The organism is Erythrobacter sp. LQ02-29, assembly GCF_022576075.2.
Taxonomy (GTDB): Bacteria; Pseudomonadota; Alphaproteobacteria; order Sphingomonadales; family Sphingomonadaceae; genus Alteriqipengyuania.
This window is the reverse complement of sequence record NZ_JANCNT010000001.1, coordinates 2,627,891-2,645,767: the sequence shown is the minus strand read 5'-3', so window position 1 is coordinate 2,645,767 and position 17,877 is coordinate 2,627,891. Positions and strand designations below refer to the sequence as shown.

The 17,877-nt window shown below is 62.5% G+C and carries 10 protein-coding genes and 1 pseudogene; 9 read left to right on the top strand and 2 right to left on the bottom strand.

Going from position 1 to position 17,877, the window contains the following annotated elements; all coding sequences use genetic code 11:
- Positions 1–107: 107 nt before the first annotated feature.
- From MKP08_RS12885 to MKP08_RS12865, 5 genes and pseudogenes are all read left to right on the top strand, one after another.
- Complete coding sequence (locus MKP08_RS12885; RefSeq protein ID WP_241554165.1) at positions 108–2,315, top strand: alpha-galactosidase; 2,208 nt, start codon at positions 108–110, stop codon at positions 2,313–2,315.
- Positions 2,316–2,744: 429 nt separating this feature from the next.
- Positions 2,745–6,071, top strand: a pseudogene (locus tag MKP08_RS12880) (response regulator).
- On the top strand, positions 6,056–6,895 hold the full coding sequence (locus MKP08_RS12875) for a protein-glutamate O-methyltransferase CheR (RefSeq protein ID WP_241554164.1): 840 nt from the start codon (positions 6,056–6,058) through the stop codon (positions 6,893–6,895). Before MKP08_RS12880 ends, MKP08_RS12875 begins: the two are co-directional and overlap by 16 nt.
- The gene (locus MKP08_RS12870) at positions 6,892–7,458 is read left to right on the top strand and encodes a chemotaxis protein CheB (protein WP_215227766.1); all 567 of its coding nucleotides are present in this window, start codon (positions 6,892–6,894) and stop codon (positions 7,456–7,458) included. Before MKP08_RS12875 ends, MKP08_RS12870 begins: the two co-directional genes overlap by 4 nt.
- Complete coding sequence (locus MKP08_RS12865; protein ID WP_241554163.1) at positions 7,455–8,585, top strand: hybrid sensor histidine kinase/response regulator; 1,131 nt, start codon at positions 7,455–7,457, stop codon at positions 8,583–8,585. The genes MKP08_RS12870 and MKP08_RS12865 overlap by 4 nt, the downstream gene beginning before the upstream one ends.
- A gap of 99 nt (positions 8,586–8,684) precedes the next feature.
- On the opposite strand, the gene MKP08_RS12860 is transcribed toward MKP08_RS12865, so the two are convergent.
- Positions 8,685–11,585 (bottom strand): EAL domain-containing protein, encoded by a 2,901-nt coding sequence (locus MKP08_RS12860; RefSeq protein ID WP_241554162.1) that lies wholly within the window; start codon positions 11,583–11,585, stop codon positions 8,685–8,687.
- Here MKP08_RS12860 and MKP08_RS12855 point away from each other — a divergent pair.
- Positions 11,545–13,593, top strand: coding sequence for a S46 family peptidase (locus MKP08_RS12855; protein ID WP_241554161.1), 2,049 nt, complete (start codon positions 11,545–11,547; stop codon positions 13,591–13,593). The genes MKP08_RS12860 and MKP08_RS12855 overlap by 41 nt on opposite strands.
- Before the next feature lie 203 nt (positions 13,594–13,796).
- On the top strand, positions 13,797–14,408 hold the full coding sequence (locus MKP08_RS12850; protein WP_241554160.1) for a CHAP domain-containing protein: 612 nt from the start codon (positions 13,797–13,799) through the stop codon (positions 14,406–14,408).
- A gap of 142 nt (positions 14,409–14,550) precedes the next feature.
- On the opposite strand, the gene MKP08_RS12845 is transcribed toward MKP08_RS12850, so the two are convergent.
- Positions 14,551–15,225 carry an OmpW family protein gene (locus MKP08_RS12845; RefSeq protein ID WP_241554159.1) on the bottom strand — a complete coding sequence of 225 codons (675 nt, stop codon included), beginning with the start codon at positions 15,223–15,225 and terminating at the stop codon, positions 14,551–14,553.
- Between the two features lie 164 nt (positions 15,226–15,389).
- Here MKP08_RS12845 and MKP08_RS12840 point away from each other — a divergent pair, with 164 nt between their 5' ends.
- Together MKP08_RS12840 and ccoN are read left to right on the top strand one after the other, a co-directional pair.
- Positions 15,390–16,130 (top strand): helix-turn-helix domain-containing protein, encoded by a 741-nt coding sequence (locus tag MKP08_RS12840; RefSeq protein WP_241554158.1) that lies wholly within the window; start codon positions 15,390–15,392, stop codon positions 16,128–16,130.
- Between the two features lie 49 nt (positions 16,131–16,179).
- Positions 16,180–17,874 carry a cytochrome-c oxidase, cbb3-type subunit I gene (gene ccoN, locus MKP08_RS12835; protein ID WP_241554157.1) on the top strand — a complete coding sequence of 565 codons (1,695 nt, stop codon included), beginning with the start codon at positions 16,180–16,182 and terminating at the stop codon, positions 17,872–17,874.
- Positions 17,875–17,877 lie beyond the last annotated feature (3 nt).

The following is a 17,877-nucleotide window of genomic DNA, read 5'->3' as shown; positions in this document are numbered from 1 at the left end:
AGGGCTTTTCTTCGGTCCACAACCGCTGGTGGATATATAATCCGTATGCCCGTCGCCACCCACAGACGGACCGCACGCGGCAATTGTATGATTTGAGGGAGGGAAGAATGCGTTTCGCGCTGTCCGCAATCGGGTTCGCAATGATTCTCACGCTGCCCGTGGAAGGGGCCCAGGCCGAGGCGAGCTACGACGCCGAACGGCGTGTATTTCGTCTCGACGGAGGTGACGTAACATACGCCTTCAAAGTGAGTCGGGACGATCTATTGCAGAGCGTTTATTGGGGCGAACGGCTCGAGGCGGAAGATCCGATCGACGGCCCCGAAATTGGCGGGCTGTCGGGTTTCGATGTTACTGCCAACGTCGTTCCGCAGGAATATGCCGGGTGGGGTGGGGGACTCTTCGCCGATCCCGCGCTCAAAGTGGCATGGCCGGACGGCAATCGCGATCTGGTGCTGCATTATCGCTCGCATAAGATCGAGCGCGATGCAGTCACGGTCGAACTGCAGGATATTCAGCGCCCGCTTACGGTGATCCTTCATTATACGATCGATCCCGATACCGGAGTGATCGGTCGCTCGGCATCAATCCGCAACGATGGGGACATGAGCGTTCGGATCGATCGCGCCGCCGCTGCCGGATATACGCTTCCAGTCGATGAACGCTATCGGCTTCATTATACGACCGGACGATGGGCTGCCGAATGGCAACGGGGCGACGCGCCGGTTTCGGCCGCCGGGACCGTGCTCGAGAGCCGCCGCGGATCGACCGGTAGCGAGAACAACCCGTGGTTCATGATAACGGTCGATGGCGAAACAACGGAGCAGTCGGGCCCTGCCTGGATCGGAGCGCTCGCCTGGAGCGGGTCCTGGCGGATTGGCGTGGCGCGAGACGTCGCTGGGCGTACGCGGATTACAGGTGGCTTCAATCCGTTCGATTTCGCCTACTCGCTTGCGCCGAGGGAAACCCTAGAGACCCCGGTTTTCTACGCGGGTTACTCCGATGGGGGGATGGGCGCAGCCTCGCGCGTATTTCATCGCTTCCAACGCCAGTCGATCCTGCCGCGGCATGACGGTCGCTTACCGCTCCGCCCGGTCCTCTACAACAGCTGGGAAGCCACCGAATTTGCGGTCGACGAGGCCGGTCAAATGCGCTTAGCCGACCTAGCGGCGCGAATCGGCGTAGAGCGCTTCGTGATGGACGATGGATGGTTCGGTGAACGCAATAGCGATCATGCTGGGCTGGGCGATTGGCAGGTCAATCCGGAGAAATTTCCAAATGGACTCAAGCCCCTGATCGATCATGTTCAGGCGCGGGGAATGGAATTCGGATTGTGGGTCGAACCAGAAATGGTCAATCCGGACAGTGAGCTCTATCGCGCCCATCCTGACTGGGTGATCAACTTCGAAGGCAGGCCGCGCACCGAAGGACGTAATCAGCTCGTTCTCAACCTCGCGAGGCAGGATGTACGTGATCATCTTCTCGGAGTACTCGACGACCTTTTGTCGAAGAACGACATCCGCTTCCTCAAGTGGGATTATAACCGCAACTGGTCGGAACCCGGTTGGCCGAGTGTGCCCGTGGATGAGCAGCAGGAGATTTACGTACGCTATATGCGCAATCTCTATTACATTCTCGACGAGTTGCGGCGACGCCATCCGGGGGTGGAGATCGAAAGCTGTTCGGGAGGCGGCGGCCGGATCGATCTTGGTATCATGCAGCGAACCGACCAGGTCTGGACGTCGGATAACACCGACCCAGTCGACCGGCTTCTTATCCAGGACGGTTACACCCAGGCCTACGACCCGGGGGTTATGATGGCGTGGGTCACCGACAGTCCGAATTGGGTCAACCGGCGGTCGACGCCGCTTTCTTTTCGCTTTCTATCCGCCATGCAGGGCGGACTGGGAATCGGGAACGATCTGACGGAATGGACGCAGGAAGACTTCGCTACGGCGAAGCGCTACGTCGCCGCTTATAAGCGGATCCGCCCAACGGTGCAGCGAGGAGATCTCTACCGGATCGACCGGCCTGAAGAAGGCGACGTAAGGTCGACCACACTTTATGTGGCGCCAGATCGAAGTCAGGCCGCACTCTTCGCCCTCGTCCAGGGGACCCACCGGCTTGATCCGCGACGACCGATACGCCTTCAGGGTCTGAACGAAGATGCCCGGTATAGCGTGGAGCGTATGGATGGCGAACCTCTCGCATCTGCGACACCAACGGAGGCGAGCGGTGCCTACTGGATGCGTCACGGAATTGATGTTCCGCTCCGAGGGGATTTTCAGGGAGTCGGCTTGATCTTTACCCGTCAATGATCGGAAGCGGATTTTTCTAATCGTCGACGAATGAGGAGCAAAGTCGCAGGCGCGCATCGGTTACCGTTTCCGATGTTTCGGGGTTCTCATCCAATGCGGGGCGAACGCTGCATGGGAAGGGGCAAATCGCATACCTACGCCGCCGACATGCTGCATCCGGACCGGCGGTTACCCAAAAGGCCGAAGCATACTCCTGGCTTTGCCTCGGTGAGGTGCCGCGATCGATTCACCCTGACCGAAAAGGGTTGCCTGCCCTTGCGCCGCTTTCGTATGGCGGGTGTCCGCCCATAAGGTTCGAGACCCTTGCCAGAAACTTTCGTGAAGCGGGAAGTCCGCGATGCATCGGCCGGATGGCCCGTCGTCGGTCTCCTGTTAGGAATCGGCTTCTTCGTCATCAGCGCGATCGCCTCGTATTCCAACGTGCTCGACATGCGGGATAACGAGACGCGGATCCGCAACACGCACGAGGTTCTGACGACGCTAGACGACCTCATGATCGCCATGCTCGACACGGAAACCGGCCAGCGCGGTTATGTTCTGACCGGACACGATCAGTATCTCGAACCCTACCACGCAGGGGTTGCCGCTGCGCGGGAGGAGTTGTCCGCACTCGCGGCTCTCACACGAAACAGCGCCGTCCAACGCGATAATCTCGACAGGCTTCGAAACACCGTCGCCACCAAGTTCCGCTTTTCCGAACTTGCCATCCGGACGCGTCGCGAAGGCGGTATCGAGGCGGCGATCGCACTGACCGACAGCGACCGTGGCAAAATCGCCATGGATGCCATCCGTCAGCAAATGGCGCAGATGACCCGCGAGGAAACGGGCGAACGAGAAAAACGGATTGCTGAACTTGCCGCTGCCTAGCGCGCCGCGATTCTCAGCGCCGTCATTACCAGCCTGATCGGGATCGGGTTGGTAATCGCGATCTTCATCCTCGTTTTGCGAAACAACCGCGCTCGCGAGCGGCAACGCTGGCTCCAGACCGCGCGGGTCGATCTGAGCGAGGCGATGCGCGGCGAGAAGACTGTTTCGCAGCTGGGCGAGGCAGTGCTGTCTTTCCTCGCCGAACGAACCGGTGCGCAGGCGGGTGCGCTGTTCAAGGGCGAGGGCAGCGTCTTCAACCGCGTCGCCATGCTCGGCGTCCCCGACAGCGCTGCGGTGCCGGAGGCGTTCGCGCTGAATGAAGGGCTGCTGGGCAAGGTCGCGGCTGATTCGCAGGCGACCGTCGTGTCGGACATTCCGGACGGATATCTCAGGATCGGCTCCGCGCTGGGCAGCGCCACGCCGCGCCATCTCGTGGTGGCACCGGCCTTCAACGAAGGATCGGTGAATGCCGTGGTCGAACTCGGCTATTTCGACGATGTGGACGATCGCGTGCGCGAACTGCTCGATGCGGTGGCGGGCTCGGTCGGCGTTGCGCTGCGCTCGGCACGTTTCCGCGAGCGGCTGCAGGATGCGCTGGAAGAAACACAGCGGCAGGCCGGCGAACTCCAAGCCCAGAGCGAGGAACTCCGGGTTTCGAACGAGGAACTGGAGGAACAGGGCAACGCGCTCAAGGAGTCGCAGGCCCGGCTGGAACTTCAGCAGGTCGAACTGGAGCAGACCAACACCCAGCTGGAGGAGCAGGCGCAAACGCTGGAAGGGCAACGCGACGAACTGGCCCGCGCGGCGGCGTCGCTGCAGCTGAAGGCGCGCGAACTGGAGCAGGCCAGCCAGTACAAGTCGGACTTCCTCGCCAACATGAGCCACGAATTGCGCACGCCGCTCAATTCGCTGCTGATTCTGTCGAAGCTGCTGGGCGACAATGCCGATGGGAACCTGACCGCCGATCAGGTCAAGTTCGCGCGGACCATCGAGTCCTCCGGCAACGACCTCCTGACCCTTATCAACGACATCCTAGATCTGTCGAAGATCGAGGCGGGTCACGTCGAGATCGAGGCCGCCCCGATGGCGACCGAGCGGCTGGCCGCGGACCTGCGCAAGGTATTCGAGCCGCTGGCGCAGCAGCGCGGGCTGGAGTTCGAGATCGCGCTCCAACCCGATGCGCCGCGATCGATCGAGACCGACCGCATGCGGCTGGAACAGGTGCTGAAGAACCTGTTGGCGAATGCGATCAAGTTCACCGAGCAGGGCAGCGTGACACTGTCCATCTCCGCACGGGAAGGGGGAGCGGTCGATTTCGCGGTGGTGGACACCGGTATCGGCATCGCCCCCGCGCAGCGCGAGGCCATATTCGATGCGTTTCGCCAGGCCGACGGCACCATCAGCCGCAAGTTCGGCGGCACCGGTCTCGGCCTCTCGATCTCGCGCGAGCTCGTGCGTCTGCTGGGCGGCAGCATCCAACTGGAGAGCGAGGAAGGGAAGGGGAGCACCTTCGTCGTAACGCTGCCGGCGGTGTACGACCCCGCCACGGTCGCACCGCGCCAAGTTCCGGTGGCTGCCTCGGAAAACAATGTTCCGTCGCCCGCGCCAACCGCATCGCCATCGCCCACTTCTGCACCACCGGCGCCCGCTACGGGGAGTTCCGCGCCGGTGGACGACGACCGGGAGGCCCTGTCCGAAGGCAAGCGCCTTTTGCTCGTCATCGAAGACGACCGAACGTTCGCAGGCATCGTGTGCGATCTTTCGCGCGAAATGGGCTTCCAGTGCATCGTCGCGGGCACGGCGCAGGAGGCGATCGATCTGGCACGCGAATACCGGCCGAGCGCGATCGTGCTCGACATCGGCCTGCCCGACCAGTCCGGCCTGACCGTACTCGACCGGCTGAAGCACGAAGACGGCACGCGGCATATCCCCATCCATGTCATTTCCGGATCGGACCAGGCGCAGACCGCACTGGCGCTCGGCGCGATCGGTTTCCTGGAAAAGCCCGCGCCGCGCGAACAGCTGGCCGAAGTGCTCGCATCGCTGCAGAACAAACTCGCAACACGCGTACGGCGCGTGTTGATCGTGGAGGACGACGAGGTCCAGCGCGAGGCGGTGGGCCGACTGCTGGGAACGCAGGACGTCGAAACCGTCGGCGTCGGAACCGCTACCGAGTGCCTGGAGGAACTGCGCGACGGGCAGTACGACTGCATGGTGCTCGACCTCGCGCTACCCGATGCCTCCGGCTTTTCGCTGCTGGAGACGCTGAGCGAGGAGGGCGAGAGACCGCTTCCGCCGGTCATCGTCTATACCGGTCGGGACCTGTCGGCCGACGAAGAGCAGCGCCTGCGCCGCTATTCCAGCTCTATCATCATCAAGGGTGCCAAATCGCCCGAGCGGCTGCTGGACGAGGTTTCCCTGTTCCTGCACCAGGTCGTATCCGATCTGCCGCCGGAACAGCGGCAGATGATCGAGAAGGCGCGCCACCGCGATGCGGCCCTGGAGGGGCGTCGGATCCTGATCGTGGAAGACGATGTGCGCAACGTCTATTCTCTCACCAGCGTGCTGGAGCCGCGCGGGGCGCTGACACGGATCGCGCGCAACGGGCAGGAGGCGCTCGATGCGCTGGAAGAGGCGGCCGGCGATTCAGACAAGGCGATCGACCTCGTCCTGATGGACGTGATGATGCCCGTGATGGACGGGCTGACCGCCGCGCGTGCGATTCGCGCCGACACCCGCTGGAAGAAGCTGCCGATCGTCATGCTGACGGCGAAGGCGATGCCGGACGACCAGCGCAAGTGCATCGATGCAGGTGCGAACGACTATATGGCGAAGCCGATCAACGTCGACAGGCTGCTGTCGCTGGTTCGGGTATGGATGCCGCGGTGACGGGCGAGAGCATCGAGGACATCGAGATCCAGCTGCTGCTGGATGCGGTCTATCGCCACTACCACTACGACTTCCGGCACTACGCCCGGGCATCGATCAAGCGGCGGCTGCTACAGGCGCGTAGCCAGTGGGGCTACGACAGCATCTCCGACATCCAGTCGGCGGTCCTGCACGATGAGACCATTCTGCCCAAGCTGCTTAATTTCCTTACCGTGCAGGTCAGCGAGATGTTCCGCGATCCCTACTATTTCAGGGCGCTGCGCGAAAAGGTCGTGCCGCATCTGCGCACCTATCCTTCGCTGAAGGTGTGGATCGCCGGGTGCAGCCACGGCGAGGAGCTTTATTCGCTGGCGATCCTGTTCGCGGAAGAGGGATTGGCGGATCGCACCATTTTCTACGCCACTGACATAAATCCGGTGGCGCTGCGTGCGGCGCAGGCCGGGGTCTATCCGCTCGACCGAATCCGCCTGTTTACGGAGAACCATCGCCTGGCCGGTGGGCACTCCTCCCTCTCCGACCATTACACCGCCGATTACGACAGGGCCGTCTTCGATAAGTCGTTGCGGGAGAGGGCGGTGTTTTCCGACCATAGCCTGGTAACGGATGCGGCGTTCGGCGAGATGCACCTGATTTCCTGCCGCAATGTTCTCATCTATTTCGACCGCGAACTGCAGGACCGGGTCGTCGGCCTTTTCGGTGAATCGCTCGCTCGCGGTGGCTTTCTGGGTCTTGGGTCGAAGGAGAGCCTGCGCTTTTCCACCCATTCCGATATGTTTTCCGAATTCGTGCGGACGGAGAAAATATACCGGAGGAACGCGCGATGAGCCTGGAGGCCGTGGTCATCGGCGCGTCCGCAGGGGGCGTTCAGGCGCTGTCGCAAGTGCTGCCTGCATTGCCGAAGGACTTTCCCGCCCCCGTTCTCGTGGTCGTTCATATTCCGCCACGGCGTGAAAATGCACTGGTCGATCTGTTTGCAGGAAAGTGCCGGCTCCGGGTGAAGGAAGCGGAGGACAAGGAGCCGCTCGCGCCCGGCACGATCTATTTCGCGCCGCCGGATTATCACCTGCTCGTCGAAACCGACGGGACCATCGCCCTTTCGTCCGATGAACCGGTCAACCATTCGCGCCCGGCGATCGACGTGCTGTTCGAAAGCGCGGCCGATGCCTTTGGGGCGGGGCTGGCCGGGATAGTCATGACAGGAGCGAACAGCGATGGTGCCCAAGGTCTGCGGGCGGTATGCGCGGCAGCCGGTCTCGGCATCGTTCAGGACCCGGAAACGGCGGAAGTTGCGACTATGCCGATGGCTGCCCGTGCCGCGTGCCCAGGCTCGCGAACGATGCTCCTTGAGGACATGGGACCTGTTCTGGAGGCGATGATCGCGCGATGACCGATCCTGTCAAATTCCTGCTGGTCGACGATCTGGAGGAAAACCTCCTCGCGCTCGACGCCTTGCTCGCGCGCGACGGGCTCGAACTGCACAAGGCCCGCAGCGGTGAAGATGCGCTCGAACTGATGCTGGCGAACGAATATGCGCTGGCGCTGCTCGACGTGCAGATGCCGGGCATGGACGGGTTCGAGCTGGCCGAATTCATGCGCGCGAACGAACGGTCGCGGCACATCCCGATCATCTTCCTGACCGCCGGCAGCGGGGATGCCACGCGCCGCTTCCGCGGGTACGAGGCCGGCGCGGTCGATTTCATCCAGAAGCCGATCGAAGCCGACATCCTGCGCTCGAAATCGAGGGTGTTCTACGACCTTTTCGTCCAGCGGCGGCAAATCACGGCCCAGCGCGACGAGCTGGAGGGGCTTACCGCAGCACTGCAGGCGGCCGATCACCAAAAGAACCGTTTCCTGGCGGTGCTCGCCCACGAACTGCGCAACCCCTTGGCGGTCCTCACGGCGGGGCTCAACATCCTCGAACGGAAGTCCGACGGCGCTGCCACGGATACCGTGCGGAAATCGATGCGGCAGAACCTCAGTCACATGATCCGACTTGTCGACGACCTTCTCGATATCAATCGTATCGAACGCGGCAAGATTTCGTTGCGGCGGGAAAAGGTGCTGGTGAGCGAAATCATGCCGGCGGCGCTGGAGGTTGCCGGGCCAGCGATCGAGGCGGGACATCACGCGCTCGACGCGGTGCTACCGACAGACCCGATCGAGCTGGACGTCGATCCAGCGCGGTTCATCCAGATCGTCGGGAACGTCGTCGGCAACGCGGCGAGGTACACACCGAAAGGAGGGCGGATCGAGGTCGCCGTCACCGGTAACGCGACTAGCGTAAGCATAGCCATATCCGACAATGGGGTTGGCATCCCGGCCGATCAGCAGTCGCGGATCTTCGACATGTTCGAGCAATCCGATGCAGGAATGGGTATCGGGGGCGACGGACTTGGGATCGGGCTGGCCCTGGTCAAGCAGCTCGTCGAACTGCATGATGGCACGATCCAACTGCTGAGAAGTGCCCCGGGTGCGGGAAGTACCTTCGAAATACGCCTGCCCATTGCGCGCTGATACACCGGGAAATCTACTCCTGGGGAGAGAGATTTTCAGACGCAAACGAAGCGGTGGGTTCTAGTTCGACCCACTCACCAATGTTCGTATTATAACCGCTTATACGAGTTCGAATAGGCCTCGGGCGACCGGCGACGCGACTTGTTGCGATAGGTAGCTCGTAACCTGTTCGCTGGTTAACGGTTCGCTATAGAGATAGCCCTGGAGATGGGTGACGCCCAGCTTGCGCAGCAACCTCTGCTGAGCAATAGTCTCCACACCTTCGGCGACGACATTCATCGAAAGCTGCTCGCCCAGGCCGACCACGGCGGTGACGATCGCCTTGGCAGCGCGCGAATCCTCGACTTCCCCGATGAACGACTTGTCGATCTTGACCTTGTCAAAGGGAAACGTCTGAAAATAACTTAGCGAAGAATAGCCGATCCCGAAATCGTCGATCGAAATTTGAATACCGTTCTGCTTAAGTAGTGCGAGCTGCGAGAAGGCCTCCTCGGCGTTCTGAATGACGAGGTTTTCGGTCACTTCCAGCTGCAGTCGATCAGCCGCCAGGCCCGTGTCCGCCAGCACGGCAAGGACGGTATCGACCAAGCGTCCCGAGAAGAACTGGCGCGGGGAGAGATTCACCGCGACCTTGATGTGTTCGGGCCAGCTTTGCGCTTCGCGACAGGCGCGCCGCAATACCTGTTCTCCCAGCATCTCGATAAGGCCGCAGTTTTCCGCCAGCGATATGAACACGTCCGGCGGCACCGGGCCCCGATCGGCTTCGGTCCAGCGCGCAAGGGCTTCGCACCCGGTTACCTCACCGGTAGAGGCATCGACGATCGGCTGGAAAGCGACATCGATGGTATCTTCCTCTATGGCCGTGCGCAGATTGGTTTCGAGCTTGCGCCGATCACGCTCCGCCGCATCCATCGCATCGTCGAAAAAGCATGGTTCGCCTCTGCCATCCTGCTTCGACCGATACATTGCGAGATCTGCATGCTGGCGGAGCGTTTCGAGAGAGTCGCCGTCATCCGGATAGACGACGACCCCGATCGATGCTCCGATATGTGCGGTGATCCCGCCGACGGTGATTGGCGAACTGACCCCGGCCATCAAGCTTTCGGAAATGAGACGGGCACGTTTTCGCAAGGCCTGGCCGGTCAGAACGCATACGAACTCGTCGCCCCCTATCCGTGAAACATGCGTCTCTTCGTCGGCGAGCATCCCGATCCGCTGGCCCACGAGTTTCAATACCTCGTCGCCGACGACGTGGCCGAACTGGTCGTTGACCGATTTGAACCGGTCGAGATCGACATTGAGGATGGCGAAGCGAACTCCATCCGCAATCAGCTTGTCGACCTGTTCGAGGAAACTGGCCCGGTTCAACAAACCCGTCAGGGTGTCGTACCGTGCGAGCTTTAGGCGTTCCGATTCGGACAGCCGGATTTCGGTTACATCCTCCGACAGTCCGAGAAGATATTGGCCCGGCCGATCCGGACCGTCGACTAGGACACGCGTGGTCCTGATGTCGACCATGGAACCATCGTCCCGCTCGAACGTGGACTCCGCCTGCTCCGGCTTGCCGCTGGCAACGGCCCTGGCATCGTTCTGCTTGAATGCTGCACCACGGGAAGGGAAGAGCTCGGCATCGTGCCTACCGATCATGCTTTCGGCCGATCGTCCGACGAGTTCTTCCGCCTTCTTGTTTAGCAGAAGGTATCGATGTGTCTGAGAATCCTTGACGAAGAGCATCGAGGGGAGGTTCGTAACCACCGCATCCAGGAACTTCTTGCTGGCGTCACGATCCGCCTGAAGGGCTTTCCTCTTGGTGATATCCCGGACCACCGCTGCATATCCGCCGTGATCGTCGTCGCCCCAGGCTGCAGGCGAAAGCTCGATCGGAAAGTTCGCGCCATTCTTCGTCCGCGCCTCGAGTTCCACGAACTTGCTCACCCAACGGGTAGGACCGTTGTTGACGGGGGCTTCGACCCTGTCGGGAAGGTCGTCGCGAAACCAATCGGGAATGATCAGAGTGATGTCCTGGCCCAGCGCCTGATCCAAAGGCCAGCCGAACATGCGTTCTGCCGCGTCATTCCAGAAAACGATTTGTGCTGCGCGATTGGTGGCAACAACAGCGTCAGGTGTAGATGCGACCACCTCCGCCGCGATGTCGGCCCGCGAGCGCGCCTTGCGCGCCTCGATCAGCTCTTCGACGATCGATGCGAGTTCCCGCAGAAACTGGAGTTCGGCATCGCCGAAATTGTGATGGGGGCGATCGTCGAGGACGCAAAGGCTGCCGATACAATGGCCGGACTTCAGGAAAAGCGGTACGCCGGCGTAAAAGCGGATCCGAGGCTCCGCGACGACTAGCGGATTGTCACGAAACGCCTTGTCTTCGAGAGCGTCGGGAACCACCAGCGGGTCGCGCCGCGCCACGACCTGATCGCAGAAGGCGATGTCACGGGGCGTCTGCGTAAAATCGATCCCATGGCGGGACTTGAACCACTGCCGGTCCCTGTCGATCAGGCTGACCGCTGCACTGGACACGCCCAGGACCGACGCCGCGACCCTGGTGACCGCATCGAATTCGCGTTCGGACTCGGTGTCGAGGATCGCGAGATCGGCCAGAGCCGCCAATCGAGCGCTTTCCTCCAGCGCGGTAGGATGTGCAGATGCGTCCACGCGCCGCGAATAACGAGCAAGTCTTATCAATCGATTTACCGAATCTTTTTGCGATGCCCGGTCGCGCGAACCTGCCTTGCTGTCCGCTCGTTCGAGCGATCCGCCGAGAGAGCAAGCCCGCGAGAACGCACTCATGAGTTGCAACACAGGAGATACTATCTCATGGGAGAAAAATGCTCGCTCACCCTTGCGCAACCCTCTCTTCGCCATAAGCGTGAGCGAGAGAACCTTGCGGATGGCATGACGACCGACGCGTCCTGTGCGATCAACGCCTCTACTGGAAAGGATGTCCCCGATGAAGCTAACCAACACGACGTTTCTCGTCGCCGCCTCCACCTTCGCGCTCGCTGCCCAACCTGCGCGGGCCGACGAAGGCATGTGGACGTTCGACAATTTCCCGACCGAGCAAGTGAGGGAAGCTTATGGCTGGGCGCCGAACCAGCAGTGGCTCGACAAGGTGCAAGCCGCCGCGGTGCGCCTCACCGGGGGCTGCTCGGCCAGCTTCGTTTCGGGTTCGGGTCTGATCCTGACCAACCACCATTGCGTTGCGAGCTGCCTGTTCGACAATTCGAAGCAGGGCAGCGACTATCTCAACGACGGCTACATCGCCGACCGACGCGATCTCGAGCTCAAATGCCCCGGGCAGCAGGCCGAGGTCGTGACCAAGATCACCGACGTTACCGGTGACGTCACCGGGGCGATCGGATCGCTGACGGGTGAGGCGCTGACCAAGGCGCGCGATGCGAAGATCGCCGCGATCGAGACGGCCGGCTGCCCCGATACCGATACGACGCGCTGCCAGGTCGTGACCCTGTTCGGCGGCGGGCAGTACAAGCTCTATACCTATCGCAAATATTCCGACGTCCGGCTGGTCTGGTCGCCCGAGGATCGCGCCGCGACCTTCGGCGGCGATCCCGACAACTTCAACTTCCCGCGCTACTCGCTCGATGCCAGCTTCCTGCGCGCCTACGAGAACGGCAAGCCGGTCAGCACACCGCAGCATCTGAAGTGGAACCCGACCGCGCCCGAGGAAGGCGAACTGACCTTCGTCGTCGGCAACCCCGGCTCGACCAGCCGCCTCTACACGCAAAGCCAGCTCGCCTTCGAGCGCGAGGTGCGGCTGCCGATCACCGTTACGACGCTTTCCGAGCTGCGCGGCCGCCTGATCCGCGGGATGGAAGAGAGCGCGGATCACGAACGCGAGGGGCTCGACATGCTGAACGGCATCGAGAACAGCCTGAAGGTCTATATCGGCCGCCAGAAGGCGCTGAACGACCCGGCATTCACCGCGACGCTCGCGGCGAAGGAAGACGAGCTCAAGGCGAAGAGCGCGGGTAATGCCGCCATCGGCGATCCGTGGAACGCCGTCGATGATGCGGTCACCGCCTATCGCTCGCTATACCTGCCCTATCGCTTCATCTCGCCGTCGAGCGACCTTTACGGTTATGCGCAGGCGCTTGTCATGGCGGCGCAGGAGCGGACGAAGCCCAACGCCGAGCGTCTGCCCGGCTTCACCGACAGCGCGCTGCCGCTGACCCGCAAACAGATCCTCGACGAGAAGCCCGTCTACAACTGGCTCGACCAGCTGTCGCTGGAATGGAGCCTGTCGAAGGCGCGCGAATATCTCGGCGTCGACGATCCCGATTCCAAGCTGCTGCTGGGCAAGGAAAGCCCCGAAGCGCTCGCCACGCGGTTGGTCGAAGGCAGCAACCTGGCCGACCCAGCCTATCGCCAGCAATTGTGGGACGGCGGTATGGCCGCGATTGAAGCTTCGGACGATCCGATGATTCAGTATGCGCTACGGCTCAACCCGCGCCAGCGCGAGCTGAAGCAGCAGGTGGACGAGGCTTATGTCGGCCCGCTGACGGTCGCGGGTGGTAAGCTCGCCGATGCGCGTTTCGCCGCCTATGGCGACACGCTCTACCCTGACGCCACCTTCACGCTACGCATCAGCTATGGCCAGGTGAAGGGCTGGGTCGAGCGCGGCAACGAGGTGCCGATCGCGACCACGCTGGGCGGGACCTTCGAGCGGGCCACGGGCAGCCCGCCCTTCGACGTCGCACCCGCCTTCGCCGCCAACAAGGCGAAGATCGACATGGACACGACCTACGATTTCGTGACCACCAACGACATCATCGGGGGCAATTCGGGTTCGCCGGTCATCGACAAGGCGGGTACCGTGATTGGCGCAGCGTTCGACGGCAACATCCACTCGCTGGGCGGCAATTACGGTTACGACCCGACGCTCAACCGAACGGTGGTGGTGTCTACCGCCGCGGTGCAGGAAGCGCTCGAGACGATTTACCCTGCACCCGCGCTGGTGAAGGAATTGAAAGCGCGCTGACGACGCAACTTACCCGAAGCCTTCGGCCGCGCATGCTGCGGTCGGAGGCCCAGGGGGGGCGCGTCCTGACGCTGGCGCCCGCTGCGCCATTCGGACTTAGCGACCAGTCGTTATCCGAACGCGGCCAGCGGACCGGGTGCCATCTGGCACCTTTCCCGAGACCTTGTAACATCGCCCTCGGACGGAAAATCTGGAGGGTCTCGATGACGGGCGCATTATCGCGCTTCCGCTGCCGTGCGGAGCGTATCTATCTTAAAACGCGGGCGATTTTCGCCGCTTCCTGCATCCTCGCACTGGCCATCGGTCCGGTCGCGGCACAGGCCGGCCATCTGCAATGCGTGCCCTATGCGCGCCAGGTTTCCGGCATCCAGATTCATGGCAATGCCCTCACCTGGTGGGGGCAGGCGGAGGGACACTACCCTCGCGGCGGCGACCCGCAGGTCGGCGCGGTCCTCGCATTTCGTCCGACCGGGGCAATGCCGCTGGGCCATGTGGCGGTCGTCTCTGCCATCCTCGACGATCGGCGCATCCTGCTGGACCACGCCAACTGGTCCGGTCCGGGCGTGATCGACAGCGGTGTGCTTGCAGTCGACGTGTCGGAGGAAGGCGACTGGAGTTCGGTGCGCGTGTGGTACGATCCGATCGACGCACTTGGATCGCGCAGCAATCCGACCTTCGGTTTCATCTACAAGACGGCGCCGGAGCCAGATCCCATTTTCGTACAATTGCCGGCATTTGGCCAGGAGCTGGCTCTTTCCCGGCCACAGATCGGGATCGATGCAACCGAGGCGGGAAATTCGGCAACAGGTGGGTGAAACGAATGCCGTGATCGGCGGCTTATCCAACCGGGTTGCGGACCGCTCCAGCGTCGTTGAGATTGCCATTACGCGAAGGCGACGATCCTCGATCGGATCGCGATCGAGGATCGAGCCCGCTGCCTGTGTGGCCTTCAGGTGTTTAGAAGCGGTAGGAGAGGCCGGCACCGATCACCCACGGATCGAGCTTGTGCTCCGTCTGTATCGCCAGCGTATCGCCCGCGAACCAGCGGGCCGTCGTATCGATGAAATAGCGCTTGGCGTCGACGCTCAGCCCCAGTCCGCGATCGTTCAGCGGGATGTCGGCGCCCACCTGAAGCGCGAGCCCGAATTCGTTCGACAGGTCGAAATCCGTGACGCCCAGCGGGATCGTCGCCGAACCGGGCTTTTCGTCGATGAAGATGAAATAGGCAGGGCCGGCTCCGACATAGGGTTTCGCGCCGCCCAGATCGAAATGATATTTCGCGGTGACGGTCGCCGGAATGAGCTTCGCGTCCGAGACGAACTCCGCCCCCGGAAGCCCGGCTGTGCCATCCACGTCATGCTGGGTCAGGCAGCAGATCGTCTCGATCGAGACGTTGTCCGAGACGAAGTATTCTATGGCGACGGTCGGAACGACATTGTCGTTCGCCTCGGTTTGCGTGTTTGCGGGCAGGCCCACGATATCGGTTTCGACGTCGGTGATTTTGCCGTCGGGCAGAACCGCGGTCACGAAACCCTTGATCTGGACCGACCCGGCGCGTTCCTGCGCCATTGCGGTTCCCGGTACGACGAGGGTTCCGAGCGCGATCGCGCCCATCAGGACTGACAGTTTCATCTTGCTTCTCCGCGATGCAGCGGCCACCTCGTGCGGCCCAGGCTATTGCATCGCTCGCATCCCGATGCGGAAGACCGCCCGCGCATGCATTGACGCAGATCAATGATGGTCGTGCACGGACCGGGCATCACCGGGTCATGCAACGCCTTCTCCATTGCGAAGCCTTGTCCGCGGTCGATCCGTTCGATCGCTTCGCGACCGCCATTCTTCCGCCGAAACTGCCGGAGGCGCTACGTCGCCGGTTCCAAGCCCTCGCGCGCTCTACGACGGCTGCGGCTGGAGAGGCGGCCATCGCCGACGACGATGTGGCCCAGATGGTGTTCCTGGCATCCGGAGCGACGAAGCTCGTGGCCCATGCTTCCCAGGGACGGGAGCAGGTGGTCGCCTTTCATTTCACGGGGGACCTCGTGTCCGTCCCTGCACGGGCCGCCCACGCCTACATGCTGTGTGCGCTGGTGCCGTCCGAATTCGTGACCTTCCCGCTCGACGCGTTCCTGAGCCTCGCGCGCGGGGAAGCGGTTGTGATGGACGCTGTGCTGGGCCGGGCGATGACAGCCTTGGCCCGTTCCCGCGAGAAGGCCATCACGCTCGGCCGGAAAACGGCGCAGGAGCGGGTTGCGAGTTTCCTGGTCGTGATGGCCGAACGAACAGGCAAGAGGGGCGGATCGCCGCGCGGCAGTGCCTGCATTCTCGACCTTCCAATGTCGCGCCGCGATATCGCCGACAGTCTGGGCCTGACGATCGAGACCATCAGCCGCCAACTCGGCGAATTGCGCGATGAAGGGCTGATCGAGACCTCGGGACGCTCGATCGTCCGCCTGCTCGATCTGGCGCAACTCGATGAACGCGCCGGGCATCTGCCCGCGACTGGATGGAATTTTTCCCAATTTGAGCTGGATCAATGAAGCTTGCCGACACGCACCCTAACGCCCTGCCAAACGGACGGAGACTCTAATGCAAGCGGAAGCTGCGCTGGGCCGGGCAGGCCTGTGGTTCGGGATCATGCTGCTGTCGCTGGTCGTCGCGGCGACGGCGGCGGACAGCGGTTTCGCCGTCCATGCGACGATCGTCGGGCTCGTCGCATTCGTGCTGATGTGGATGAACGCGGCGCGCTTCGATCCGCTAGGCCGGGCGCAGGGTTTCTTCAAGATGCCCGCAGGTCCTTCCCGCTATGACGACGACCCGGTCCGCTGGGCGACGCTGGCGACCATGTTCTGGGGCCTCGTCGGGCTGCTGGTAGGCGTCTTCATCGCGCTCCAGCTCTCCTTCCCCCAGCTCAATTTCCAACCCTATCTCAATTTCGGTCGCGTGCGCCCGCTGCATACCAGCGCGGTGATCTTCGCCTTCGGCGGCAACGCGCTCCTGGCGACGAGCTTCTACGTCGTTCAGCGCACCTGCCGCACGCAGCTGGCCTTCCCTTCGCTCGCCCGGTTCGTATTCTGGGGCTACCAGCTATTCATCGTGCTCGCGGCGACGGGCTATCTGATGGGGGTCACCCAGTCGAAGGAATATGCCGAGCCCGAATGGTATGTCGACCTGTGGCTCACCGTCGTCTGGCTGGCCTATCTCGCGGTATTCGTCGGCACGCTGCTGAAGCGCAGCGAACCGCATATCTATGTCGCCAACTGGTTCTACCTCGCCTTCATCGTGACCGTGGCGATGCTCCACGTGGTCAACAATCTGGCCGTGCCGGTCAGCTTCCTGGGATCACGCAGCTACAGCGCCTTCTCGGGCGTGCAGGATGCGCTGACGCAATGGTGGTACGGCCATAACGCGGTCGGTTTCTTCCTCACCGCGGGCTTCCTGGGCATGATGTACTACTTCGTGCCAAAGCAGGCGGAACGGCCGGTCTACAGCTATCGCCTGTCGATCATCCACTTCTGGTCGCTGATCTTCCTCTATATCTGGGCGGGTCCGCATCACCTGCATTATACCGCGCTGCCCGACTGGGCGCAGACGCTGGGCATGGTGTTCTCGATCATGCTGTGGATGCCCAGCTGGGGCGGGATGATCAACGGGCTGATGACGCTCAACGGCGCGTGGGACAAGGTCCGCACCGACCCGATCATCCGGATGATGGTAATGGCGCTCGCGTTCTACGGCATGAGCACGTTCGAAGGGCCCATGCTCTCCATCAAGAGCGTCAACAGCCTGTCGCACTATACCGACTGGACCATCGGCCACGTGCATTCGGGCGCGCTGGGATGGAACGGACTGATCACCTTCGCCTGCGTCTATTTCATGGTTCCCCGGCTGTGGGGACGGGAGCGGCTGTACAGCCTGCGCATGGTCAACTGGCACTTCTGGCTCGCGACGCTGGGGATCGTCTTCTACGCCGCCAGCATGTGGGTGGCAGGCATCACCCAGGGGCTGATGTGGCGCGAGTACGGGCCCGACGGCTATCTGGTGAACAGCTTCGCCGACACCGTCGCGGCGGTGCATCCGATGTACGTGATGCGCGCTTTCGGTGGGGCGATGTACCTGACCGGCGCGGTGGTGATGGCATTCAACATCTGGATGACGCTGGCCGGTCGCCTGCGCGACGAAGCGCCCCTGACCGATGCATCATACGATCCGCAGGCCGATCGCCCGATTGTCCAATCACCTTCCGCGCGCCCGGCGTCCGGTGCCGCCGTTCCCGCCGAATAGGAT